At 38.4% G+C, this 25,306-nt stretch carries 21 protein-coding genes; 4 read left to right on the top strand and 17 right to left on the bottom strand.

The features are described 5' to 3' along the window. Positions 1-10: 10 nt before the first annotated feature. The 5 genes from bsdcttw_RS08540 to bsdcttw_RS08520 all read right to left on the bottom strand — a co-directional run bounded on the left by bsdcttw_RS08540 (position 11) and on the right by bsdcttw_RS08520 (position 5,326). The gene (locus bsdcttw_RS08540; RefSeq protein ID WP_185258960.1) at positions 11-1,906 is read right to left on the bottom strand and encodes an oxidoreductase; all 1,896 of its coding nucleotides are present in this window, start codon (positions 1,904-1,906) and stop codon (positions 11-13) included. Continuing rightward, positions 1,903-3,336 carry a 6-phospho-beta-glucosidase gene (locus tag bsdcttw_RS08535; RefSeq protein WP_185258959.1) on the bottom strand — a complete coding sequence of 478 codons (1,434 nt, stop codon included), beginning with the start codon at positions 3,334-3,336 and terminating at the stop codon, positions 1,903-1,905. Before bsdcttw_RS08535 ends, bsdcttw_RS08540 begins: the two co-directional genes overlap by 4 nt. 109 nt (positions 3,337-3,445) lie before the next feature. Next, positions 3,446-4,702 carry a PTS sugar transporter subunit IIC gene (locus tag bsdcttw_RS08530; protein ID WP_185258958.1) on the bottom strand — a complete coding sequence of 419 codons (1,257 nt, stop codon included), beginning with the start codon at positions 4,700-4,702 and terminating at the stop codon, positions 3,446-3,448. 11 nt (positions 4,703-4,713) lie between these two features. Continuing rightward, on the bottom strand, positions 4,714-5,022 hold the full coding sequence (locus tag bsdcttw_RS08525; protein WP_185258957.1) for a PTS sugar transporter subunit IIB: 309 nt from the start codon (positions 5,020-5,022) through the stop codon (positions 4,714-4,716). Further along, positions 5,015-5,326, bottom strand: coding sequence for a PTS lactose/cellobiose transporter subunit IIA (locus tag bsdcttw_RS08520; protein WP_185258956.1), 312 nt, complete (start codon positions 5,324-5,326; stop codon positions 5,015-5,017). Before bsdcttw_RS08520 ends, bsdcttw_RS08525 begins: the two co-directional genes overlap by 8 nt. 272 nt (positions 5,327-5,598) lie before the next feature. Between bsdcttw_RS08520 and bsdcttw_RS08515 the strand changes: the two genes are divergently transcribed. Then, entirely contained in the window at positions 5,599-7,515 is a 1,917-nt protein-coding gene (locus tag bsdcttw_RS08515; protein WP_185258955.1) for a BglG family transcription antiterminator, read from the top strand. Positions 7,516-7,601: 86 nt separating this feature from the next. Then, positions 7,602-8,315 carry an RDD family protein gene (locus bsdcttw_RS08510; protein WP_185258954.1) on the top strand — a complete coding sequence of 238 codons (714 nt, stop codon included), beginning with the start codon at positions 7,602-7,604 and terminating at the stop codon, positions 8,313-8,315. Positions 8,316-8,502: 187 nt separating this feature from the next. On the opposite strand, the gene bsdcttw_RS08505 is transcribed toward bsdcttw_RS08510, so the two are convergent. From bsdcttw_RS08505 to bsdcttw_RS08450, 12 genes are all read right to left on the bottom strand, one after another. Further along, positions 8,503-10,311 (bottom strand): family 20 glycosylhydrolase, encoded by a 1,809-nt coding sequence (locus bsdcttw_RS08505; protein ID WP_185258953.1) that lies wholly within the window; start codon positions 10,309-10,311, stop codon positions 8,503-8,505. Between the two features lie 69 nt (positions 10,312-10,380). Beyond that, positions 10,381-11,574 (bottom strand): N-acetylglucosamine-6-phosphate deacetylase, encoded by a 1,194-nt coding sequence (nagA, locus tag bsdcttw_RS08500; RefSeq protein ID WP_185258952.1) that lies wholly within the window; start codon positions 11,572-11,574, stop codon positions 10,381-10,383. Positions 11,575-11,585: 11 nt separating this feature from the next. Next, positions 11,586-12,374 carry a glucosamine-6-phosphate deaminase gene (locus tag bsdcttw_RS08495; protein ID WP_185258951.1) on the bottom strand — a complete coding sequence of 263 codons (789 nt, stop codon included), beginning with the start codon at positions 12,372-12,374 and terminating at the stop codon, positions 11,586-11,588. Positions 12,375-12,459: 85 nt separating this feature from the next. Further along, positions 12,460-14,088 (bottom strand): response regulator transcription factor, encoded by a 1,629-nt coding sequence (locus bsdcttw_RS08490; RefSeq protein WP_185258950.1) that lies wholly within the window; start codon positions 14,086-14,088, stop codon positions 12,460-12,462. Further along, positions 14,066-15,892, bottom strand: a complete 1,827-nt coding sequence (locus bsdcttw_RS08485) for a sensor histidine kinase (RefSeq protein WP_185258949.1) — start codon at positions 15,890-15,892, stop codon at positions 14,066-14,068. Before bsdcttw_RS08485 ends, bsdcttw_RS08490 begins: the two co-directional genes overlap by 23 nt. A 253-nt stretch (positions 15,893-16,145) precedes the next feature. Continuing rightward, positions 16,146-17,519, bottom strand: coding sequence for an ABC transporter substrate-binding protein (locus bsdcttw_RS08480; protein WP_185258948.1), 1,374 nt, complete (start codon positions 17,517-17,519; stop codon positions 16,146-16,148). A gap of 67 nt (positions 17,520-17,586) precedes the next feature. After that, positions 17,587-18,435 carry a carbohydrate ABC transporter permease gene (locus bsdcttw_RS08475; protein WP_225903818.1) on the bottom strand — a complete coding sequence of 283 codons (849 nt, stop codon included), beginning with the start codon at positions 18,433-18,435 and terminating at the stop codon, positions 17,587-17,589. A 51-nt stretch (positions 18,436-18,486) separates the two neighbouring features. Further along, positions 18,487-19,398 (bottom strand): carbohydrate ABC transporter permease, encoded by a 912-nt coding sequence (locus bsdcttw_RS08470; protein ID WP_185258946.1) that lies wholly within the window; start codon positions 19,396-19,398, stop codon positions 18,487-18,489. Positions 19,399-19,751: 353 nt separating this feature from the next. Continuing rightward, positions 19,752-20,969 (bottom strand): ABC transporter permease, encoded by a 1,218-nt coding sequence (locus tag bsdcttw_RS08465; RefSeq protein ID WP_185258945.1) that lies wholly within the window; start codon positions 20,967-20,969, stop codon positions 19,752-19,754. Then, the gene (locus tag bsdcttw_RS08460) at positions 20,966-21,832 is read right to left on the bottom strand and encodes an ABC transporter ATP-binding protein (protein ID WP_185258944.1); all 867 of its coding nucleotides are present in this window, start codon (positions 21,830-21,832) and stop codon (positions 20,966-20,968) included. Before bsdcttw_RS08460 ends, bsdcttw_RS08465 begins: the two co-directional genes overlap by 4 nt. Continuing rightward, on the bottom strand, positions 21,808-22,557 hold the full coding sequence (locus bsdcttw_RS08455; RefSeq protein WP_185258943.1) for a hypothetical protein: 750 nt from the start codon (positions 22,555-22,557) through the stop codon (positions 21,808-21,810). The genes bsdcttw_RS08460 and bsdcttw_RS08455 overlap by 25 nt, the downstream gene beginning before the upstream one ends. Further along, on the bottom strand, positions 22,550-23,008 hold the full coding sequence (locus bsdcttw_RS08450) for an RNA polymerase sigma factor (RefSeq protein ID WP_185258942.1): 459 nt from the start codon (positions 23,006-23,008) through the stop codon (positions 22,550-22,552). Before bsdcttw_RS08450 ends, bsdcttw_RS08455 begins: the two co-directional genes overlap by 8 nt. A gap of 613 nt (positions 23,009-23,621) precedes the next feature. On the opposite strand from bsdcttw_RS08450, the gene bsdcttw_RS08445 reads away from it, so the two are divergent. Next, a complete protein-coding gene (locus bsdcttw_RS08445; RefSeq protein ID WP_185258941.1) occupies positions 23,622-24,311 on the top strand; it encodes a response regulator transcription factor in 690 nt (229 codons plus the stop codon). Then, positions 24,296-25,234: a sensor histidine kinase gene (locus bsdcttw_RS08440; protein WP_185258940.1), complete on the top strand. Its 939-nt coding sequence runs from the start codon at positions 24,296-24,298 to the stop codon at positions 25,232-25,234. The genes bsdcttw_RS08445 and bsdcttw_RS08440 overlap by 16 nt, the downstream gene beginning before the upstream one ends. The last annotated feature ends 72 nt before the right edge of the window (positions 25,235-25,306 follow it).

Here is a 25,306-nt window from a genome sequence, read left to right as displayed (position 1 = left end):
AAAGTTCTCCTTATAGCTCGGAAGCAATGGTGTAACCTTCCAGTGTTGCTTCTTGTATTTTTCTAGGCCTTTCACAATCACCTACCATGTAGGTCATAGGCACAATTCCATAAAAGCTTTCTGCCAGTTTACGGTTCGCTCTGACCCCTGTAGCGATAATGACAGTATCTGCAGGAAGTGTCACTTCCTTACCCTCTTTATCAATTACACGGACGCAGTCGCTGAGTATTTCCTTACATCTGGCTTCCAGCATAACGGATAAGGTCTTTGCTTCTTCCATTTTATGACGTAGCGCAATCTTATACAGCATATTGCCCTGTGCTGCGATGGTATCAGTCATTTCTACAACGGTAACATTCTTACCTTTTAACAAGGCTAGTTCCAGACCTATTTCAGCTCCAATGGTACCACCACCGATTACTACGACATTCTCTCCGACTTCTTCTTCCTTCGTAATCGCATCATAGAATCCTATTACATTGGGCTGCTGTATGCCTGGTATGGGTGGTGCTGCCGGTTCTGCTCCGACCGCTATAATGACGGTGTCCGGTTTCAGAGCTTTCACCAGCTCCGGTGTTGCTTCCGTACCTAGTCTTACCTCAACCTTGGATTTCGCCAGCTGGGCTTTCAGATACTCCAGATAAGCTTTGATATCCTCTTTAAAATATTCCATTGCGACATAATGGATTGCGCCGCCGATATAATTCTCTTTTTCCAGCAGGATTACTTCATGGCCTCTTTCCTCAGCTGTCAGCGCTGCTTTACATCCGGCAGGTCCCGCACCGATAATCACTACTCTGCGTTTTTTCTCTGCCTTAGATAATACCCTTGGCACCCAGGCTTCATTGGTATATCTGGGATTCACAGAACAGCCCACATTTCTGCGGTTCGTGGAGATATGGTAGCACTGAAGGCATCTGATACAAGGTATGATATCCTCCGCTCTTTCCTCTAACGCCTTTATCGGCCAGTCCGGGTCCGCCACCAATGGTCTTCCCAGAGCAACCATATCTACAATACCATCTGCTATCAGACCTTCTGCTTCCTCCGGATTCATGATGGCACCAACAACAGATACCAGAATATTCACATTCTCTTTTACTACCTTGGCATATTTTACGTTTGGCATATGCTCTGAGAAATTCGTCGTAGCCATATAAACATTGGCTTCATGTTCAATATCAAGTCCACAGGATATTTGAACCATATCGATATATTCCTGGGCGGCTTTAATGAAAGTTAATACATCATCAAATTCAATACCACCTGGCATCCACTCAGTGGCAGAAACACGCATCTCAACGGGAAATAAAGGACCAACTGCTTCTCTGATGGCTTTTAAGATCCGTAGGGGAAACTTCATTCTGTTTTTGATAGGACCGCCATATTCATCCTCCCTTTTGTTAAAAAGAGGTGACAGGAATTCTGTTACCAGCCAGCCATGACCAAAGTGCAGGAATATCATATCAAAGCCTACCTCCTTGGCATCTTTTGCGGCTTGGGCAAACCAATAGATAACCTCTTCCATCATGGCTTCATCCATTGCCCGTACTTCCACGCCATCCGCTCTGGTATAGGAAGTAGGTCCAATGGCAAAGTCACCGGCAGCCACACGAGCATACTGGCCAGCATGTCCAAGCTCTATAGAAGCTTTTGCACCGCCTCTATGGGCAGTCAATATTCTCTGCCTTGTTTTTTCTACTTCATATTTATGAAAGCCGTAGGGTTCTTCCGGAGAAGCCCAGGAAGACTTACCGGGTTGGGTAATCACTGATCCGGCTATTACAACTCCTGGTCGTCCCAGGGCTTTATCTTCATACACATGACCTACTGGATTTGCAATGATTCGGTTACTGACCATAATAGAGTTAATTTTTAAGGGTGAAAATAAATGTGGGTACTTCATAATAAACCTACCTCTTCTTCCAGGTCCTCACCATTGCTGGCGATTACTTTTTTATACCAGTCAAAAGAAGCTTTTTTCTTTCGGTTTAAACTTCCTTTTCCCTCATTGTCTTTGTCCACATATATAAAACCATAGCGTTTCTTCATCTCACCGGTACCGGCAGATACCAAATCGATACAGCCCCAGGGGGTATATCCAATCAGCTCTACTCCGTCCTCACCTACAGCCAGTTTCATCTGTTTGATGTGCTCTCTCAGATAAGCAATCCGGTAATCATCCTGTATAGTCCCGTCTGCCTCAATCTTATCCACTGCTCCCAACCCATTTTCAACAATAAACAGAGGAAGCTGATAACGGTCGTATAAATTATTCAAGGCAATCCGCAGTCCGACAGGATCTACTGTCCATCCCCAATCAGAAGCCTTTAGATAAGGGTTTTTAATCGCATTCAGCATATTGCCGCCGGTCATATCTTTCTCCATCTGATGTGAGGCCACATTGGAGTTGTAATAACTAAAACCAATATAATCTACCGTACCATCCTTCAGCGCCAGGGCATCCTCTGTCGCCATTTCCAGATGAATCCCATTACGGCGAAAGAAGCTAAGCGCCTTACGGGAATATTCTCCTCTTACCTGAACATCAGAAAATAAATAATGACAATCAATTGCTTCCATGCACTTCAACTGGTCTAAGGGATGACAGGTTTCTCCATAAAAGGTGGGATATAGCATCATCATTCCTATCTTAAAATCAGGGTTAATGGAATGCCCCAGGCTAACTGCCTTCGCGCTGGCAACTAGCATATTGTGGGCCGCCTGATATACTACCTGATTATAGTTTTCGTCCTTTCCTATCCGTATACCGGCAGCCATTACCGGATGTAATATAATGACATTAATTTCATTAAAGGTCATCCAGTATTTCACCTTGGATTGGTAACGTTTGAATATTGTTTCACAGAATTTCAGATAACAATCTATCATTTTCCTGCTGCGCCAACTCCCACACTTTTGTACCAGCCCATAGGGGGTTTCATAATGAGAAATCGTAACAACTGGCTGAATCCCATATTTTAAACATTCATCAAATAAATCATCATAAAACTGAAGACCTTTTTCATTTGGTTCTGCTTCATCGCCAAGAGGAAAAATCCTGGACCAGCTGATGGAGGTCCTAAAGCACTTAAAGCCCATTTCTGCAAACATTGCAATGTCTTCTTTATAGCGATGATAGAAATCAATGGCTTCATGGCTTGGATAATTTTCCCCTGCCACAATACCGTCCGTATACACTCTAGCCTTATCGACCGTGCCTGCTGTAATACAGTCCGCCGAACTGATGCCTTTTCCATCAGCACAATAAGCCCCTTCACATTGGTTTGCAGCCACTGCCCCTCCCCATAAAAAGTTATTCTGTAATGTTGACATCGTCTCTCCTTATGTGATGGGCTGCCGCAATAGGTATCTCTGTGGATATGGCTTGCCATACTGCACAGAGCTTACTTTGCGACAGCCCCTTGAAATTTATATTTAATTACTATTCTGCTGCTACGGATTCTTCTTTTACAATCTGTCTGTCTACAAGTCTAAAGAACGGGAACCAAATCAGCGTAGTAATGAGAATTAATATGATCTGAAGTACTGCCGTCGGAATACCCTGGGCAAGAAAGCCGGATATAATCGTAGGCATTGTCCAGTTAACCGTTGTTCCGGTAAGTCTGGGTGTAATCCCAACCGCGATAGAAATATAACTGATGGAGGTACAAATGATTGGATTCAAAACATAAGGAATGAATAATAAAGGGTTTAACATAATGGGAATACCGAATAACAGGGGCTCATTGATACCGAAGATAGCAGGTACAATTGATAATCTTCCCAAAGTCTTCATTCTCTTGCTCTTAGCTGCAAATGCCATCAGGAATGCAAGTCCGAAAGTACCGCCGATACCACCGGGCTGGCACAATACGGAGAAGGAATCGATTATAATATGAGGCAGCGGTGTTCCTGCAGCCAATGCGCTGAGGTTTTCAGCAGATGCATTCATGGTAAGAGGAGAAATAATACTAAAAATCGCATTTCCATGAATACCGCAGAACATAAACAGGGTTGACAGAACCTGTACAAACAGATAAGCCGGGAAGGAGAGGCCAAAGCTCTGTAAAGGAGTCTGAATAAAGGTATAAATCACCTGATGAATGCTTCCAAAGCTGGTCTTTGCCATTAAAACATTGATTGTTATACCCACAACAGCAAATATTAATGTAGGTAGCATCGCTTTAAAAGACTCTTCCACCATAGGGGGTACGCCATCGGGCATATGGATATACAAGCCCTTATCAACCAATAGCTTGCTAAGTCTTACTACAATCACAGTAATAATCATGCAGGTAAATAAACCGGGGAAACCTAACCATTTTTCGGGAATGTTGGTATAAAGTTCCGTAGGAGTAACCAAAAGAAAAGTCATAAAGGTTGTGATTGCACTGGAAAGAGGAGCTCCTCCAATTTTGGTTGCGTATTGATACGGCAATACAAAAGCTATGTAAAGCGTAATTATACTAAGCGTCAGGGACTGAACTGTCATGAATACAGAAGCGAGTCCTGTGCCGGTTACAAAGCTCTGCCAGGCAGGAATATTTAAAAACGCACCAAGGCAGGAAAAGGAACCAATCATAATAATTGGCAGCAATATCTGGAACGTAGCTCCCAACGCACTTAAGAATTTGATTGCGCTGATCTTATTTGCTAACGGCATCAAAGCTTTTTGCAATGAATCAATTAATTTATTCATTTTTTTCTCCTTTATTTGTCGGCAATCTTAATTGCATCGTTTAGTATTTTTTCTCCGTTCATCATTCCAAAATCCACCGGACTTATGGTTTCCATCTTATCTGCATATTTCTCAAAAGTCTTCTTTGCCTGGGTTAACTTATACGCCAGCTGGGGTCCGAACAATATTACATCTTTTTCTTCAATAAAATTCTCCAGTTGTGTAAATGGGTACGCTTTTATCTCTGCTTCTATTGCCTTTTTTTCAGCTGCAGCCTGCATTTTACGTACTACCATCCCGGTACTGGCACCATTTTCACATACCAATGCTATCCTATACATTTTTAATCTCCTTATACATATGAACGATTTCTTCTGCCATCTCTCTAATAATGTCAGCACTCGTCAAGTGGTCTGCGGCATGCACCAAAAGCATTGAAATCTGTAAATCATTATGCTCTGCATCATAAAACAGTAATTCACTATGCTGCTGGTGGCATTTCACAATGGCCTCGTCTGCTTGTTTCAGTAATTCTTCTGCTTCCAGAAAGGCTCCTACTCTTGCTTTTTGTATTGCCTGCATAGCAAGGCTCTTGCCTTCGCCGCCATACGCAATGATTTCCATGCTTTTCTCAATTCCGTCCATGAGCATATCCTCCTTCCCTTTTTCGTGTTTGTGCAACACCTTATGAATACATTATATTTTTTTACTCATAATTTTCTATTACAGGATTTGCACTATTAAAGTGCAATCGTTGCCATTGCTTTAATTTTGGGATTCTATATAATAAAATTGTAAAAAGATATTCTAATTCTTAAAATCGAGGAGAATGAGGATATGTATCCCAATTCACAAAATCGTGTAGACTGTCAGATAGGTATCCTAATTTATAAAGTCATGTAGAAAGGAGGATTTGAGTGAAAGATAAAAAATATCAGGTATTAACTTATCTAAGCCAGCAGAAATCATGGGTTACCGCCGTTGAAATCTCCGTTGCTCTAAGTTACTCCGTACGCAGTGTAAAATCTTACATTGCTGATTTAAATTCAGCCTACCCGGATATTATTGCCTCTTCCCGCAATGGCTTCCTATTGGAGAACTTTTCTCTGGCTTCTCAGATTCTTAATACCTCACCCTCCTCTATTCCGCAGAATTCAGAAGGACGGATTTCTTATATCATAAAGAAATTAATTATGGAAGGGCTTTCTTATAATCTGGATCAAATGGCGGAGGACCTATGTATCTCTCCTTTGACCCTGACCAACGAAATCAGCAGGCTGAAATCCAAGCTGGGTGAATTTGATTTAGTATTTAAGAGCAAAAACAATATCGGAAGTATTGAAGGTTCCGAAAAGAATAAGAAAAAATTAATATCCCATCTAATCTATGAGGATACAAAGGATTTCTGCTGCAATCTTGAATCCTTACAGGTTTATCTGCCGAATCTTGACCTTAAGATAGTAAAGCATATTATCACGGATATTCTGTTAAAGCATCAATTATTTATCGATGATTTTGCTTTGATGAATTTTATCCTCCATGTAGGTATTACGATGGAGCGTTCCAGAGAAGGAGCAAGCTCTAAGGAATCCCTGCCTGAGAATGTGGACGACATCATTGCTCCCTTCATCCTGGAAATTATGGAGAAAATGGCAAAAGAGATAAAGCAGTATTTTAACATCACCCTTACCTCCGGCGATATTTATGATTTATCACTTCTTCTAATGTCCCAGGTGGTACCTGAAAATCTGATGGATTCAAAGAAAACTTCGTTAGAAGATGTCATTACGCCTGAAATCCATGAGTTAATAGAATTAATTCAGAATAAAGTACGTAACACTTACCGCTTTAATCTAAACAGCCAGGATTTTATCCTTCGCTTTGCACTGCATCTGCGTAATATGCTGGTAAGGTTAAAGCATAATATCCACCTGCGCAATCCGCAGTTTTTGACCATAAAGAATACCTGTCCTTTTATATACGATGTTTCTGTTTTTATCGCTGATATCATCAACCAGCGGGAAGGCTGTATTCTATCCGAAGATGAGATTGCTTATATCGCCCTGCATATCGGTGTATTGATTGAAGAGCAGCGGGCATTGATGAATAAGGTCATGGTATTAATTGTGTGCCCGCAATATTATTCCATTCATCTGAATCTGGTAAAAAAGATTGGTATGATATTTGAAGATGACATCATTATCGCCGGAGTCATATCTTCCTCCGATGAAATAATAAACTACAAGGATTATCAGTTTATTATCTCCACAATTCCGATTATTCCTCATCCGTCTGTTCCCCTGATACAGATTCCGGTTCAGATGGGAAATAAAGATATCGGAGCTATAACTTCCGTCATTGAAAGTATCAAAAAACAACAGTTAAAAATGAAAATGGAGAACAAACTGAAATTCCTTTTTTATGAGGATTTGATTTTCTTCAATCAGGACTTTCCTTCTGAAAAAGAAGCTATTACTTTTATGGCCGATGCTCTAGAACAGCAGGGATTTGTAGATGCAGATTTCAAAGAAAGTATTTTTGAACGGGAATCTATTAGTTCCAGTGCTTATACCAATATTGCCATGCCTCACCCCTTTGAGATGTGTTCAAAGCAGACAGCCATTGCAGTGTCTGTTCATCCCTCCGGAATCAATTGGAAGAACAACAAGGTCAATATCATCTTTATGTTGGCCATCCAGGAGGATGACCGTCCGATATTCCGGGATATCTTTGATTTTGTAACAGAAATCATATCCGATAACCGGTATCTGCATGCACTGGTATCAACGAAATCTTATCAGGAATTTATTGATTTACTTGTTTCACTAGTTTAAGAATAGGAGTTATTGGAGGTAAGAGTGAAAGATTTTTGGTCCTTCACTCCAAAGCGCTAAAAGCATGCGCAGAAATGAGGTTAAGTATGTTAAAACAAGCACCTGTAACTAAACGATTTATCGCCTTTATTATTGATTGGTATATTGCTTCTTTATTGGGAAGTGTACCCGTAATTATATTTCAATCCATCCAAGGCAGAGATCTAATCATTACAAATACCCTGGAGGGTCTTTCCCTTGGTTTGGCATGGACAGCCGGAATCGCCGCCCTCCTCTGTCATTTCTTCTACTACTGTATTGTACCTTACCGATTCAAAAATAAGGGACATACCGGACAGACCCTTGGGTGGCGCATGATGCGTTTGCAACTGCTTCCCTCTGACAAAGTACGAGCGGATGTAACCCGGGGGAGCGTATCCAAGGGCGTAGCCCGAGTGAACACCGCCCGAGTGGATGCAAGCCTGAGGGACACAACCCAGGGAGCAGCCTCCGTCAACCTGAAGTCGCTCTTTCTACGTCACATGATATTCTTTGTGCTGCTGCAGGGATATTTAACCACCTCCAACATTTATATCATTACACTGATTAAAATGTCCTTTCATATTGATGTGGTAGCGTATTCTCAAACTTTTTACTATATAACTTCACTCATTTCACTCGCCGTTTATTTTCTGAGCAAAAGAAAGCAGCTGCTCCAGGACAAATTATCCCAAACTATGCTTTATGAATTAGAACCGGTTAAGGAACCCCAGAACCTTTCAAGCCTTCAAAAGCATGCAAATGCTCTTAAAATGCCTTGAGAAGAGTAAAATATGCCGTCAAAAGTCTTATGGACCTTGACGGCATATTTTTTTATGGCTTAATATTAATTACTGTTTCTTTGTTAAGGCATCCTTTCTGAAATTTAACCTTGAATTTTCACGTACCGCAACCTGCTGTAAGACTATACCGAGGTTTTGCAGGCACATCTCATATGCACATTATTCCTCATAATAATTCACATTTAAATTTGTGATAAAGCTTTTCATCCATTAAAAATCTGGAATTTACAAATTCATTTACATCGGTTTTATGAAAGTTTATATTTATCAATCTTGCAATCTCAGGCTTCAGGTATTCTCTCATGGTCTTTAGCTCTTCGATTTTCTTTACCACAATGGATTTTTCTCTTACCGGTGTTCCATCGCACAGTTTATACATTTCCCTGTAGGTTGCCATACTTTTCTGCCTGTAGACAGAAAGCAAAGAAGTGAATTTGTACACCTCTGCAATATACTTATTTCTTTTGCAGCTTGTGGTAAGGAGGGAAGCTTTTTCGTACACTAAATCACTTTCATTTCCAAAGCAATCTTCAATACCATCCACTCCGAAGAAATTCTTAAGAAATCTCTTCTCGAACTCTTGATCATCGGTAGCTGTATTCCAGTATTTATCTGCCGAATAAATAAGCGGATACCACATAGTATCAAAGAATGGGTGCGGGGGTGCTATGGTACCGGTGTAATTTGACCAGACTGTAGTTATTACACCCATCAAATCAAACCTTGTTGATAATATGCTCCAGTCATTAATGTTTATCAGGCGGTCTTTCATATTGGGCATATCAAGGTAATCCGAACTCATTCCTTCACAACATTTCGCTGAGGAAGCTCCTATTACCTGAAAACCAGCTTTCTTATATTTATTAATCAAGGTTATCCCTTTTTCCAGATCACCCTCATAATAAAGCCAGCACATAATTACGATGTTCTTATCCAGTAACTCAAATTCTTCATCTGAAAAGCCTCTCAGTAAATCATCCCAGATAACCGGTGATTTGCCCAATGCTGTAACAACTTTGGCCACACGGTTTGTGTGTTCCAGAAAAACCTTATGATATCCATTCTCCCCATACTTTTCTTTGCACAATTCACAGTGGATTAAATTCCAAGCCTCGTCACAGCCTATATGTATATACTTGCTTGAGGGATACTTATCCGCCATCTCCCTGCACATTTTTTCTATCAAATCATTGGTTTCTTCATTGGATGGGCAAAACTCGTCGATATCATTAAAGGAAAGATTGCCTATGGGATTGAAGGAAAAAGGAAGTTCACTATTTACCACACCGCTTCTTACTTCCCTCATATGATAGTAGTCATCATTTTTCAATATGTATTCAACATGTCCCAGGGTCTGCTGAAGGGGTATTATTTCAATGTACCTGTCATTTGCGTACCGGACGATTTCTTGTAATTGCTCTTTATCTAGAGCATTCTCCGAGGTTATTCCCTTAAGCTCATCATATGGGAATTTGTCTTCCAATTCCATTAGAATGGTATTGAACTTGTATCTGCACAGTTCATCGATAATCCCTATTATTCTTTCAAATTTCGGAATGCCAAATCTCGATTCAAAATGGTATCCTCTGATACCATTATCCGGCCAATCAATTATTTCAAGTTCTCTGTCACACCCCAATTCTCTTATTTGTAAAAAGGTTTGTATCCCGTAGAATAGACCTTTACTGCTCCCGGCTGCAATAACCGTTCCTTTCGTTCCAATCTTTAATATATACCCCTCTTCTTTATCTTGTAATATTTCAGGCAAATGTTCCATATAAAAGTCAAATTCATCTGATATCTGCAAAAAAAAGAATGGAACTGTAGCTTTCAGCAAGATATCCTGTTGGAACAGAGCTTTGGTATACTCCACCAGAAATCCGTTTACATTGGTATATATATATATTCCTGAAGGAATACCATTCTGCAGAAGCTGGCCTTCCGTTAGGTTTTTGGGCATTGGTATTATGTTCATGGGTCACCTCCATATAATGTATTCTGAACGACAAAAGCGTGTTAATTTCCTTTTATTTCAAACTTAAACCTAGTTCATCAATTTCTTTTCATATACCATTTTTCCTTTAATAATTGTAGCCTTTATGTTTATTTCTGCATCAAATATTACCACATCCCCATCCTTACCCGGTACCAGACTTCCCTTTCTATCATCGATGCCTATAACCTTGGCCGGTGTACTGGAAATCATTCTTATAGCATCCATCAAAGGTACTCCGGCTGTTTTAACCATTGTCCTTACAAGCCTGTCGGCGGTAACAACACTGCCCGCAAAGGCCTTCCGATCAGGCAGCTTGGCAACTCCGTCCTCCACAAAGACTTCTATGCCATCTTTTAGACTGCCTAATATACTTGGTCCTTCTCCCATACCTGCTGCACGCATAGAATCAGTAATCAGTACTGTTTTGGATGCTCCTTTTATTTTGTAGACCAGATTAAGGAGGTCCGCCGGAATATGTATTCCGTCTGCTATAACCTCTACTGTCATTTCATCTAATAAAAAAGCACTCTCAATTACTCCCGATACCCGTAATGCATTTACTCTTTTTACACCTGACATAGCTGAATACAAATGGGTTATATGTGAAAAGCCATTTTCAAAGGCCTCTGCTACCTTTTCCCCGATTGCATCGGAATGTCCAATAGACATTAAGACACCTTTATTCCTGGCATATCTGGCAAACTCCATCGCACCTGTAATTTCAGGAGCTGCACTCCATCTGATAATATCTTTACTCCAATCAAGGATTTGTTCATACTCTTCTCTTAATGGTACCCTGATATATCTGGGGTCCTGGGCACCCTTTTGTTCCGGTGAAAAATACGGTCCTTCCAGGTGTAATCCTATCAATTCTGCCCCAAGTTTATTTAAGGACTTTGATTTTCTAAAGGCTTCAAAAGATTGCTTTAGACCTTCATTGGTGCTGGTAAGGGTAGTGGGAACAATTGCAGTCGTTCCATACCTGGCATGGGTTTTAGCCGCACCAAGATAAGCTTCTACCGTTGCATCCATGAAGTCAAAGCCACCGCCCCCATGGGTATGAATATCAATAAATCCAGGAGCTATATAATGCCCCTTTGCATCTATTACTTCCGCCTCTTGTACAGCTACCTCTTCCTTTGAGACGCACGAAATAACTCCGTCTTCGATGACAATCGTTCCTCTCTCAAGCAATCTGTACGGAGTTATAATATTACCATTAATAATTTTTATTCTATGCATTATACTCCTTCCTATTTGCACCCTGCAGCGCTATCCTCATCCAGATATAACTCTACTGCCTCATGCCTTCGGAGTATGGACGCAGGGCAGGCTTCGGAGATTTTACCATCTAGTGTTTGCGACACTGCCATGGTTTTTGACTTACCAGGAACCATACAGTATATATATTTCGCTGACATTATAGCTGGAATTGTAAGCGTAAGCGCATGAGTCGGCACCTGCTCAAGGGCTAAAAAGCATCCGTCATTTACCTGCTGCATTCTGCAAATCTCATCTAATTTTACCACCTTAACCAAGGCTTTATCTTTAAAATCCGCTACCGGCGGGTCATTAAAAGCAAGATGACCATTCTCTCCTATACCGATACATGCTATGTCCAAAGGATGTTCCTTTAAAAGCTTAGAATATCTGTCACATTCAAGGAGCTCATGGTTACTCCTCCCATTCAGATAATTCACGGACTTAAACCCAACTTTACCAAACAGTCTATCTCTCAGAAAGTTTCCAAAACCTTGTGGTGCTTCGCTACCTAAACCAATATATTCATCCAGGTGAAATGCATTAATCCGTTCCCACTGTATTTCCGGATTGGTTACTAACGCTGCAAGGAATTCATTCTGGGATGGAGCCGCTGCAAATACCATATTAATTTCACTTTTAACCTCCATCAGCCTGAGGATTCTTTCAGCAACTGCATCCGCTGCAGCTTTTCCCATCTCAATTCTATTTCTATATACACGAAGCTTTAGATTGTCCTTCTGCTTATCCTTTGACATAACCTTTGATATATCCTTTGACATTTTGTCAGCTCCTCCATTTCTATCATATATTTAACCCTATCGATGCCCGTCTCAAAGCATTTATAACAAGCGGTTTGCCAATAAATCAAATTCTCCGGGAATATCGCTTTTTTCTGAATTCACCAGGATTGGACCCGGTAACCTTCTTAAATACCTTTGTAAAATAAGCTTTATTGACATGTCCTACCATGATTGAAATTTCTTCGATGGATAAATCCGTGTCTGCCAAAAGTTCTTTTGCCTTATCCATTCTCATATTAGTAAGAAAGTCAACAAAATTACCCCCGGTTTTACTCTTAAAATATCTGCTGAAATAACTGCTGTTCATATTTACATAAGCAGCTACAGTATCAAGGCTGATTTCCTCCTGTAAATTCTCCGTAACATAATGAATAATCTTTTTCATCTCGGGAGTACAGGTAAACGCGGCATTTTTATTTAAAATTTCTAATACACTCTTTAAAAAATTGTGAAAAGTTTCATTTAGTTCATGAACACTATCCATATAACTAAGCTGATTTAAATAGGAATCCGGAAGAACCGGCTGGTACATAAAAACGTTCTTTTGAAGATATTTCTTCAGACTATTTACGAATCTTTCAATTACCAGTTTTACATCAACTGCAAATATATTTTCCTTCTTCACTTTTTCAAAAAACAAATATTCCAGATGCGTAAGCAGCTCTAGGTTTCGATTATCCAAATGATGATCAAACTCTTTTAACAAGTCATTTACATAATGAAAATCAATATTTGAAAACTTTGCTTCACTTTTTGAATAATACAGCACCAAGCCATCCTGCATATAGAATCTATTGTTTTTTAAGCTAAGAATATCTTCATATGCACTCTTTAACTCATGCATGGAACCTAACTGGCGTCCAATATAAGCAGTACAGGTTGTTTTTAAGACCTCTTTGACACAACTCTGAATTTCCTTTAAAACAACAGCAATTTTTTCATCCATACTAATTTTAAGATTTGGGTTGTAATTAAAAATAATCACATAACTATTTTCACTTTTAGGAAATACTTCTCCGATATCATATTTTTTAAGAATCTCTTCAACCACATTTATAACTGCAAATTGTATCAGTTCTTCCTCTTTATTAAAGGTATTACTCTTTAACAGATCAATATATCGGTCTATGGTAAGTAAGGATAGGATATACTTTTGCTTTGATAAGTTGTAGTTGTAAATATTTAATCGTCTTTCAAAACTATGTATATCTACCAACTCTTTTTTTAGTAATTCATTAATAAGTATTTCACTTAGCTGACAACGATTGCGATTTAATTCGATTGTAAGCTCCTTCGCCTTTTTCTTTTTCTGTCTTTCCTCAATACCGACTTTGATCTTAGCTAGAGCCGCATAGATTTCTTCTCTAGTCATAGTATCTTTTATGAGGTATTCATCAATGTTTAGATTTACGGCTTTCCTTGCGAAATTAAAGTCCTTATGACATGTCAGGAATATAATACTTACCTCCGGCTGCTTTTCCCTTATCCTTTCAGCCAACTCTATTCCATTCATTTTATTCATTGTAATATCTGTAATTATCAGGTCAGGTTTATACTCCATAGCCTTTGTAAAGCCCTCTTCCCCATTATAAGCCGTGCCAATAATTCTAAATCCATGTTTTTCCCATTCCACAGAGACTTTCAGACCTTCAATCACATTAACTTCGTCATCAACCAGCATTACTGTCAGCAATGTGTGTCCCCCCCTTCTGGAATGGCAGATATAAGGTGACTTTTGTCCCGCTCATTTTTCCGCTCCCGATATCTATTCCATAGTTCTGCCCATATATAAGCTTAATCCTGTTGTGTATGTTTTTAAGACCAACACTTTTGTAATACTTTTTATCATCCGGTATTTGAGACTCTCGATTTAAAATGCTCTCTAAAGTATCGCCTCCCAGCCCTTTCCCATTATCCGTCAGCTCAAGTGTCAGTAAGTCTTCCGACACCACAGCCGTTATACTGATAACACCAGGCTCATTTAGATCCTCAAACCCATGGATAATCGAATTCTCCACAATTGGCTGCAGCAGAAGGTGAGGTATCCTGTAGTTCATAATTCCTTCATCTATATTGCATTCAAAAATTATAGTGGTACCCTGTTTCATCTGAACTAAATCCAGATAATTCTTTAAGATATTAATTTCACTTTCAAGTGAAACCATTTCCTGACCATTAGAAATACTGGCTCTGAGTAATATCGATAATGCATGCACCATATCCTCGACCTTTTTATCACCATAAGCAGCTGCCGCCCATCTGATAGAACTTAAGGTGTTAAAAAGAAAATGTGGATTAATCTGGGCTTGCAATGCTTCAAATTCAGCATCTCTCTTTAATCTTTCCTGCTCTTTGGTAAGTATCAGAAGTTCGCTGACCTTATCTAACATATTATTAAAGTTCCGGCTCAGCTTACCAATCTCATCTTCACTCTCAACTTCTACTTTTCCGTTAAAATCGCCGTTTTCCACTTTCAGCATACTCTTTCGCAGATGAATGATTGGCTTACTTATGATATTGGAAATAAATAAGGCTACAATTAAGAAAGAGATCATAAAAATCAAATTGATAAATAAAAGAATATTTCTAATATAGGTTAATGGTGCTACCAGCTTCTCGTAAGATATAAGGGACACCAGGATCCAGTTACCTTTGTCAATAGATACTGTATTAACTACCATCTTCCTTCCGTTATTGTCTACATCAATATAAGACTTTCCCAGGTTTTTTACGATCTTTGAGACATTTAACCTGTAATTTATGTTTTTAGAAATTTCCACTTTGTTTTTGCAGGATAAGATTTCACCATCATGTTGTAAAAGATAGATTTCGTTTGTTTCGTTATCTGTATTTAAAGCCTTATAAATATCACTTTCATTGATTCGTATATGTACAACCCCTACTCTTGTCAGGCTGCTGCTGCTTTCTTTTATTGGCATTGCTGCTTCTAAAAAGTAATTACCGATATCTTCAACACCAGGCTTGACTCCAATCCAGCGTATTCTCATATCTTTCGATTTTTTCATTTCTTTATACCAGGTGCTTTTCTTCATCTCACCTGTATATCGTGAGAATTCTTCCCAGTTCCCATAATCAAAATGCTTCTCACCTAATATCGTGATGCAGGTATTATAGGTCATTAAGGAGATTGGTATGTTTTCAAGTATATTATCAAATTTCTTTTGATTTATATATCTCTGAAGCTTGCTGAACTGGTCTTTTTTATCATCATCACTAAGGATTTCTCTTACACGGCTATTATTTGAGATGTTTAATAAGGTAAAGGCAATATCATCAAGTGTTCTGTTTAATACTTTGGAAGAATCATTGATTGAATTTTCATTTAAGCTGGCTATTTCCCCCAACATAAAATTTGTAACAAGATTATTAGACAACAAAAGCGAAGTTATTAATGGGAATACCACAATAACTGAGAAGGATATTATTAACTTTCTTTTAATACTTAAATTTCGGAATTTCCCGATTATCGTTTTCATTAAACCACCCGCTAATATTATACCATCCCACAATTTAAATATCTATATCTCCCTAGTAACCCTGCTCAACATGTTACATAGTTCCATACCAGCCAAAATAACATCAACTATTCGTCACCAATACTGTCCCCGCATCATTTGCCTTGATGATTCTAACTGTTCAATCTTTTCACGCCTTTTGTGAAACAAGACTGGGTAAAGAAGAGAACATCTCTTCATTTACCCAATCCCATATATCAAGACAACTTTCTATCTATTTCTCTGCCTTTTCAACAATGGCATTTGCCTTATCAATTGTGTTTTTCATAGTGTCATCCAATGACTGCCCGCCTACAAAATACTTTTCCGCTTCAGCAGTAAATGCATCGATAACTTCACTTTCTCCAGGTCCGGATCTTGTTACAACATTGTCAACCCTTTCCGGATCATATATAACACTCTTAAGTGCCTCTAAGTCGTATAAACTGTCATCCGTGCCAATAATCCCTTTTATAACTTCATCCTCATTGGCTTTTTTCCATGGTGTCCACTTTTTGTGCCCTATTTCCAAGCCTTCCGAGGTTAATGCAGTTAAGAATTTGTAGGCAGCTTCCTTATTGGGAGACTTCGCATTAATCGACCAGCCGAATCCGGCTCCGTCTAGCTGGGATGTATTCGGTTTGCTGTCCTTACTCCATCTTGGATAGGTAGCAAAGGTTGTTTTAAAGGTATGGGGATATTTATCAGTAAGCTGAATATCAGAAACCATCCAGGAGCCCATACATACCATAGCTACTTTTCCGCTGAAGAATTGTGTTCTGTATAAAAGTTTCTCAGAGGCCATATCCACATAGGGAACCTGACTCTTATCCACATTTTCCAAATCATAACGGTATTGTAAGCCGTCTCTGAAGACGGGGTTTTCAAAATTCAGCTTGTTATCTGCCGTAAAGAAAGGATCATCCATGATTTCGCTCTGGGTGCCGACAGAGAAGAAATTGGACCAGTCATTCATAAAGGAACCATATATCTTATTCGCACCATCACCTTTTGTCAGCTTTTTCGCATATTCCCTGTAGTCCTCCCAGGTCCAGTCTCTTGGAGGAACAGGAAGACCTGCCGCATCAAGCATATCCTTGTTTATAAATACCAGCCAGGGTGTTATTTCTTCCGGTATTGCATAGATCTTACCTTTGTAAGGGGTAACACCTTTGTATTCATCCGATAAATTCACTCCCTCTTTCTTCGCATAGTCATCAAGAGGTTCGATTACACCATTATCAATCCATTCCGTTAATTCATACAAAGCAGAAGACTTCACCAAATCAATCTGTTCACCGGCTGCAATCATAATATCTACTTTTTTCTTATACTCATCATTATTTACATTTGCAACCAAAGGGGCCATATCAACCTTAATACCGGGATTATCTTTTTCAAACTTCTCAATAAATTCCGGCCATTTAAGCTGTTTATTGGTAGCCTCATCGGTAGGAGTATAGAACTTAAGAGTAACTGTTTTTGCGTTTGTTCCATCCGAGGAAGTCTTGGAGGAATCACCATTCTTAGCACTACAGCCGGAAAGTACTGCCGACATGAACAATATTGCAGTGATAACAGTTGATAAAAGTCTTGCATATCTTTTCATAAAATCTCTCCTTTTTTTATTTATAATTGTGGCGCTCGTATACGCCTAATTACCATGGGTTAGCTTATTAGCCCTTAACACTTCCGGCAGTCAGACCCTCGATGATGTATTTCTGACCAAGTGCAAATACTATAAACAGAGGAATAATTGCCGATACCGATGCTGCCATAATGAGTGAATAAAAAGATCCGTATCTATCAGTAAACATTCGTACACCAATTTGTATTGTAAACAACTTAGCATTTGTTATAAAAATCAATACATTCTGATAATCATTCCAGGACCAGATAAACTTAACAATAGCCATGGTTGCAATAGCCGGTTTAGCCAACGGTAATATAATGCTTAAGAAGGTTCTTAGGGTTCCGGCACCGTCAACTTTAGCTGAATCACTTAGTTCTCCCGGTAATGACTTCATAAACTGTGTGATAAAAAATATACTGGATTGACTAAACAGCATACTAATAATCAAACAGAAATGCGTATCAAACAAATGAAGCCATTTAAAGTATAAAAACCTTGGAATAAGTGTAACCTGGTCAGGAATTATCATTGTTGCTATAATCAAAACAAATATTTTATCTCTGCCCGGAAAGTTGAGCTTAGAGAAAGCAAATGCTGCCATACTTGATATTAATAGTGAAAAGAAAGTTGTTATAACTGTAACCTTAATGGAATTAAAATAATACAGGGCAAAAGGTGCATCTCCAAACCAAACTTCTTTATAATTCTCAATAACTCTAAGCTTTGTAGGAATCCACTGTATTGGAAAGGTAAATACATCCACCTCATATTTCATAGATGTAGATAACATCCAAATAAAGGGCAGAATCATCACAAAGCCTAAAGTAAATAATAGGAGCGTAACTGCAATCTTCCCTACTTTAATTTTTTTATGTAAGTGTAACCTATTCATACTATTCACTGCAATATCCTTCATAATAGTAACCAAGCCTTTCTCATTTTGCTATTCATGTACCCATTTTTTTCTGCCTAACCATTGAACCAACGTAATGATAAAAACAATAATGAAAAGTACAACCGTAATCGCTGCTCCATAGTTTATATGGCTGTTTCTAAATGCCTGTTTGTAAAGATAATAAACAAGCACCTGGGTTGCGTCCCCCGGGCCGCCGTCCGTCAAAACACTGATCTGGTCAAAGATTCTAAAGGTTTCCATTGTCTCATAGATGATAAGGAAAAATATTGTAGGTGTTATCATGGGAAGCGTGATTTTTCGGATCTTTACAAACCAATTGGCTCCATCCATATCGGCAGATTCATACAGTTCAAAGGGAACAGTCTGCAGGGCGGCTAAAATGATGATGATATCATAACCAAGGTTCTGCCATACAACCATACCGGATAAGCTTGGCAGCGCCCAGTGTAAGTCAGACAGCCATTTGGGAGTATTTTCTATTCCGATTGCTTTCAGCATTTCTGTAACCGGACCATATGAGGGCTGTAAAACAACCATCCATATAGTTGCAACCGCTACGGTACTTGAGATATAGGGCAGGAAATAAATTGACTTAAAAAAGTTCTTAAAATAGCAAAACTTGTTTATCATTACTGCTAATACAAAACTTAACAGCAACTGTATGGGTATAGTGTAAACAAGCAGCAGGATATTATTTTTTAAAGCGGTATAGAAGGTCTCATCCTTGAATAAATCCAAGTAATTTTCAAAACCCACAAAAGATACCTTCGAAAGATCGGTAGCCACCGAACCCCAATTGGTAAGACTGATAATCACAGTTAAGAAAACCGGTAATATCGCCATGAACAGCAGAAAAAACAAGCATGGTAATAAAAACATATACCCGGCAAAGGTTTCATTTTTACGCAGAGATTTTGTCTTTCTAGTAGATAACTCCATTATTCTCGACTCCTTCATTATTTGTTTAACCATTAATCCAAATCCTTGAATTTATTATATACTCAGGGCTATACTGCCTCAATCTTCTATTTTTACATATAATATTTATATTTTTACTTTTTTACCAGGATAGATATCTAAACATTAGAAAGAGTCCAAGTTTGAAGTTCTTAAGAGATTTCCCTTATGTGTCATTAATTGATTATCCAAACCAACGTTGGTATGGCAGTAAATCAAAAAAGCACTGTTTGAGCAAAATAGAATGAAAGAAAGATAAGGATATCCCCAGTCTTTCACCTCTATTATCAAACAGTGCAGTTTAAAATTATTTTAGGATAAATCTTTTATATTTATTATTCAATCTGATGGCTTTTAAATGAATGAAATGTAAAGGGTATTACTAATGAGCTAATTACTAATGCAAACAAAGGCATAAACACATATGGTTTAATTATCAATCCGAATAACTCAAACTGAATTCCGTCCAAAACCGTCCCAAAGGCCATCATATTAATCGGTAAGAGAGAGGACAGCTTATATAGAATAACACTTGTCTCTGGAACATTTATAAACATAGGAACAATCAGCAGTAAACTAATTAGTATAATCACACCGAAAGGTGTTTTTAATTTTGCAGACAACAGCATGGTTAAGGCGGCTGTCATAAGACAGGAGAAAAGCGTACATAATGCCAAAAAGCCAGCTGCCTGCCCCATGGTTATCGGATAAGGAGAAAGGATGACGTAGAGCTGCAGCGGCGCTCCTCTTCCGTCTGCTCCAAAGATCAGCATTGACAATAGGTATGCTAGAAAAATCAATATCAGACAAATAAGAGCAGACAGTGAAAAGCCGGTTAACAGCTTTGCTTTAATCAACTTATTCTTTCCATACCTAGAAGAGAGAATGAGCTGATCCGTACCGGAGGTATACTCTCCGGAAAACAGCGGAGCGATACAAATTGCCATGGCTAAGGCTGCTGTTAGACCAATGGAATATAGAATAACAAAGAATCTTGTATATCCATCGGTATAGGAAAATGATAGAGGAGTATTTATCCGGGTGTCCAGCTCCAGTACCTGCTCCTTTGACTTCTTACTCATAACGGTTGTCTCCACTATCTGAACCAGCTTCTCCCGTCTCATATTATAGAACTGCTCTGCCTCTTTGCTCGTTAACTGCTGAAAGTCCTCCATATTAAACCGACGAGATTCCATATTAAAGACCGTACGTATTATCCCATAGATTGCACTATAAGGCCTTGCAAATTGCTGATAATCTCCCTTTTCCTGATACTTATCCGATTCTGAGATCTTAGAGTAGCCCTTTACTGCTTTTAATATCAGCTCACTGTTAATTTTTTCTCCGTTAAAAGCACGTGCATAATTCCTGTCTTTAAGCATTGCGTCATAATTGGATTCATAAGGCTTGCCATCAATATAAGTGCTGCCAAATAATGTACCGGGAACACTGATGAAAGATATGAGAACTGCTGCGAGTAATGTTATACGGACACTTCTCTTCTTTAAAATCTTCTTGTATTCAAAACATATCAGACTCCATAACCCACTCATCTTTCACTCTCCTCACTAAAATAATACAAATAAAGATCCTCCAGTGTCGCTGTAGTATTCACTGCCGCATTACAGGGCTGCCCCTCTGAAATCAAGCGCAGAAGTAACTTATCCCCTTCCTGCCTCTGATTAATGACCTGATATTTATCACATAGCATATCTGCCTCACTCTGAAAAACCGTACAATCCCAAACTTTATTATTAATTGTCTGAATGATTTCTTCCAAGGTACCTTGATGAATCAACTGCCCGTCTTTCATCATTAAAATTGTATCAGCAATATACTCCACATCCGATACAATATGAGTGGAAAGCAGCACGATACGATCTTTGCCAAGGCGAGAAATCATATTCCGAAAGCGCACCCTCTCTTTCGGGTCGAGGCCGGCTGTGGGTTCGTCCAGTATTAATATCTTAGGGTCATTTAACAATGCTTGGGCAATGCCAAGCCTCTGTTTCATACCGCCGGAGAAGGTTTTAATCTTCTTTTTGGCCTCTCTCTCCAGTGATACCAGTTCAAAGAGTTCTCTTGTTTTTTCCTTTGCTCGATACTTTGGTAAGCCTTTCAAAGCAGCAATATAAAGCATGAAGTCCTGGGCAGTAAACTCCGGATAATAGCCAAAATCCTGCGGCAGGTATCCCAATGCATCCCGGTAATTCTCAAGATTGACATCTATCCCATTAAACTGAATTGTACCTGATGTAGGGAGAAGTACACCACACATCATACGCATTAAAGTAGTTTTTCCCGCACCATTTGCTCCCAGAAGACCGTATACTCCTTCCTTAAACGTCAGTGATATATGGTCACAGGCTATTTTATTACCATAATTTCTTGTTACTCGGTCAAGAATAAGTTCCATGTTCGCTCCTCTACTTCCTTTATAAATTTCCGTATTTCCAATGCAATAAATATACAACTAAACGGGAAGAAAATCAGCCAGCCGTGAAAATATACACTAGTGTACATGAATTGAGCGATATTGCTGAAAATCAAGTTCCCGGTACAACAAAGACAAACAGCTGCTGCACAGCCATATATTCCTTCCTGACCTCTTACATGATTTAAAATCAGTAAGCAGACGCCGCATACTATCAGGTAAGGAACCATTAAATAGACAATAATCTGCACTAAACTAAAGGATGTAACCTGATGCAGAATCGACAATAACAAAATTAGTATTATGAAGTTCCCTCCTCCTAATAAGGTTATACGAGCCATAACGACCTGTGACAGGCAATACCGGCAGCTAGCTTCCAACTCCACCATACGGTAAGCGGTGGAACGATAAATCTCCGTAACACTAAACATAGCCAGAAATGGAAGGATAGATGAGATAATCCAGATTTTATTTGCTTCAGAATTCCATTGTATGTATGGTACTGACAAATAGGCTGCTGCCCAACCTATTATTAAAATCATAATAGATACCGTCCATACTCGTTTTCGAATATAACAAAGCTGGCTTATAAGGAACCTCCGATAAGTGATTTTAGGAAAGTTCAAGGTCTTAAGAAATTCCTCTTTCTGCACCGGAGGAGGTGCCGCAAAGAAAGCCTGTATCTCCCTTTTTAATTTCTTATTCATAAAAATCCTCCTTTAGTAATTCTTTCAATGCAGCCAGGGCTGAATTCGCCTTTCTGTATACCGCGAAACGGGATATTCCCATGATAGTGGCAGTTTCGCCGACAGAAAGCTCATTAACATAACGAAAAAGTAATATTTCCTGCTCTTGGATAGGCAATGTTTTGAGAGCATGCCAGAGGGTAATATTAAGCTCCAGTCGTTCAAATACATCCGTATCCGGGATGTCATCATTAAGAACTTCCGGTTGTGGTTTACGAAAAGTATCTATGCAAAGGTTTCTTGCTATGGTATACAGATAAGCCAATTTCTTTCCATGTTCTATGTAGGAATTCTGAGAAAAATATTTAAGAAAGGTTTCCTGGGTCAGATCCTCAGCCAAAGTAGTATTACCGAGCTTATAATAGCAATAGCGATGAATTTTGTCGTACTCTTCTTGAATATCGATCGACACACTAAAACCTCCTCTCAAATTGATTAACGATTTACATGTTTGCTATGTGCGGGAAAATTAAATAATTATATAGATTATTTTAACGTATAGTATTAAAATTATTGTTTTTTGCTCCAGAGGCCAATAATACCACCAATTATCTTAAAAGAAATAACTGCTGCTTGTAATAGACTCGCATTAACAATCTGAGTAATATTAGAAACATCACTATAATCATTATTGATTAGTTAAAGGTAGCATATCACAAAGATAACAATTTCACCAAAACAAGTAAATATTTGTTTAATTAAAAAGAGCCCTCCCATATACAAAGTATACCTGTATATGATGTTAGTTTAAAAGCTACTATAGCGTTTGAAAAATCAATGTATATAGTAATTATCTGCTGCATGAAGTCATTGGCTATAGTATAATATAAGTTGAAATTCACATGAATAGACGAAACATAAAATTGATTATATTTTGCAAGGAAATTATTTGAATGGTACTATAAAAATATTTGAGGGGATCTATTGATGGTGCTTAATGTTCAGAGGTTTATTAATCTATACCACAAAATGCCGAAAGCAAAAAGCCCCGACAAAGTATTCAATTATTATGAGGGAGATATGATATGAAAACCATTTTAATTATCGAAGATGATGAAAATTTAAACAGAGGTATTGCTTTTGCTTTTGAAAAAGATGGCTATACAGTCAAATGTGCCAGTACAATAAAAGCTGGAGAAAAATCTTTCATTCAATATAATATTGACCTTATAATTCTTGATTTAGGATTGCCTGATGGAAACGGTATAGATTTCTGTAAAAGTATTCGGGACAAAACCTCTATTCCAATCATCATGCTTACTGCCCGCGATATGGAAATAGACGAAGTATCTGGTTTGATGTCCGGTGCAGATGATTACATCACAAAACCATTTTCCCTGTCAATTTTACGTGCCCGTGTGGAAGCATTATTTCGTCGCATGGAAATACCAGATAAGAATATAGTAAAAATCGGAAAATATCAGCTTGATACTTCATCATGCAAATTTTATCGCATAGATTTGAATGATATTGAGGAAATACCAATCAGTTCAACCGAATATCGGCTCTTGAATTTTCTCATGGTTAATGCTGGACAAATTCTTTCAAAGGAACAAATTCTCGCCGCATTATGGGATAATCAAGGTAATTTTGTTGATGAAAACACCTTGCCGGTCAATATAAGCCGTTTGAGGACAAAAATTGAAGATGACTCTAAAAAGCCAAGAACCTTAAAGACGATTTATGGAATGGGTTATATTTGGGTAAAAGAATGATGGGAATGGTGATATATATTATTCTTGCTGCCGCAATCATTATTTGTATCCTGACGGCATTATTCTTCCGAAGATATGTATTGAAAATTTTTAATTCTATCGATTCTGTTTTGGAGCGTATATTATCAAAGGATATAAGCGAGCCTTTTGAAACAATCGGTGATAACCGAATATCAAAACTCACATACAAAGCAAACCGCATAATAGATATGTACGTTTCTGATGTGCTCCGGATTAATGGTGAAAAGGAAACAATACAAGGTTTTATATCGGATATGTCGCATCAGATGAAAACACCTCTTTCTAGTATATCAATATATTCAGACCTACTATTAGCAGAAAATTTAAGTACAGAAGAGCAAGAAGAATTTTTACTTCGCATTAGATCAGGGACAGAAAAATTACAATGGATGATGGACAACTTAATCAAGATGTCGCGTTTAGAAGTTGGAACCATCCAGCTTGCTCCGCTTGAGACAAATATAAAGCAAACTATTTCAGACAGTATTGGCAATGTTGTTGCAACAGCTTCAAAGAAGAATATTGACATTGTTGTTTCGGATTTTGAAAATTATCAGATATACCATGACAAAAAATGGACGCGAGAAGCCATAACAAATATACTTGAAAACGCTATTAAATATTCGCCGCAGGATACAAGTATAGAGGTATCTGTTGAGCAAATGACTCTTTATACCAAAATCAATATAACTGATCATGGGATAGGTATTGAAAAAAATGATTGGAATTTGATTTTCAAGCGATTTTATAGAGGCAGTAACGTAAAAGATAACGAGGGTACGGGGCTTGGCTTATACCTTGCCTCACTGATTATGGAAAAGCAAGGCGGTTATATCATGATAGATTCCATTCCTAACGAATTTACTTCCTTTTCGTTGTTCTTACAGAACAGTAAGAAATAAATTCAATCATAACAAAACTGTAAGAATTAAAACCAGTCTTGATATGATCCTGTAAGAAATATGGTTTATGAT

Origin of the sequence: Anaerocolumna chitinilytica (genome assembly GCF_014218355.1) — a bacterium.
Taxonomy (GTDB): Bacteria; Bacillota; Clostridia; order Lachnospirales; family Lachnospiraceae; genus Anaerocolumna; species Anaerocolumna chitinilytica.
Note: the sequence above shows the minus strand (reverse complement) of the source record. Positions and strands in the feature narration are given on the sequence as shown.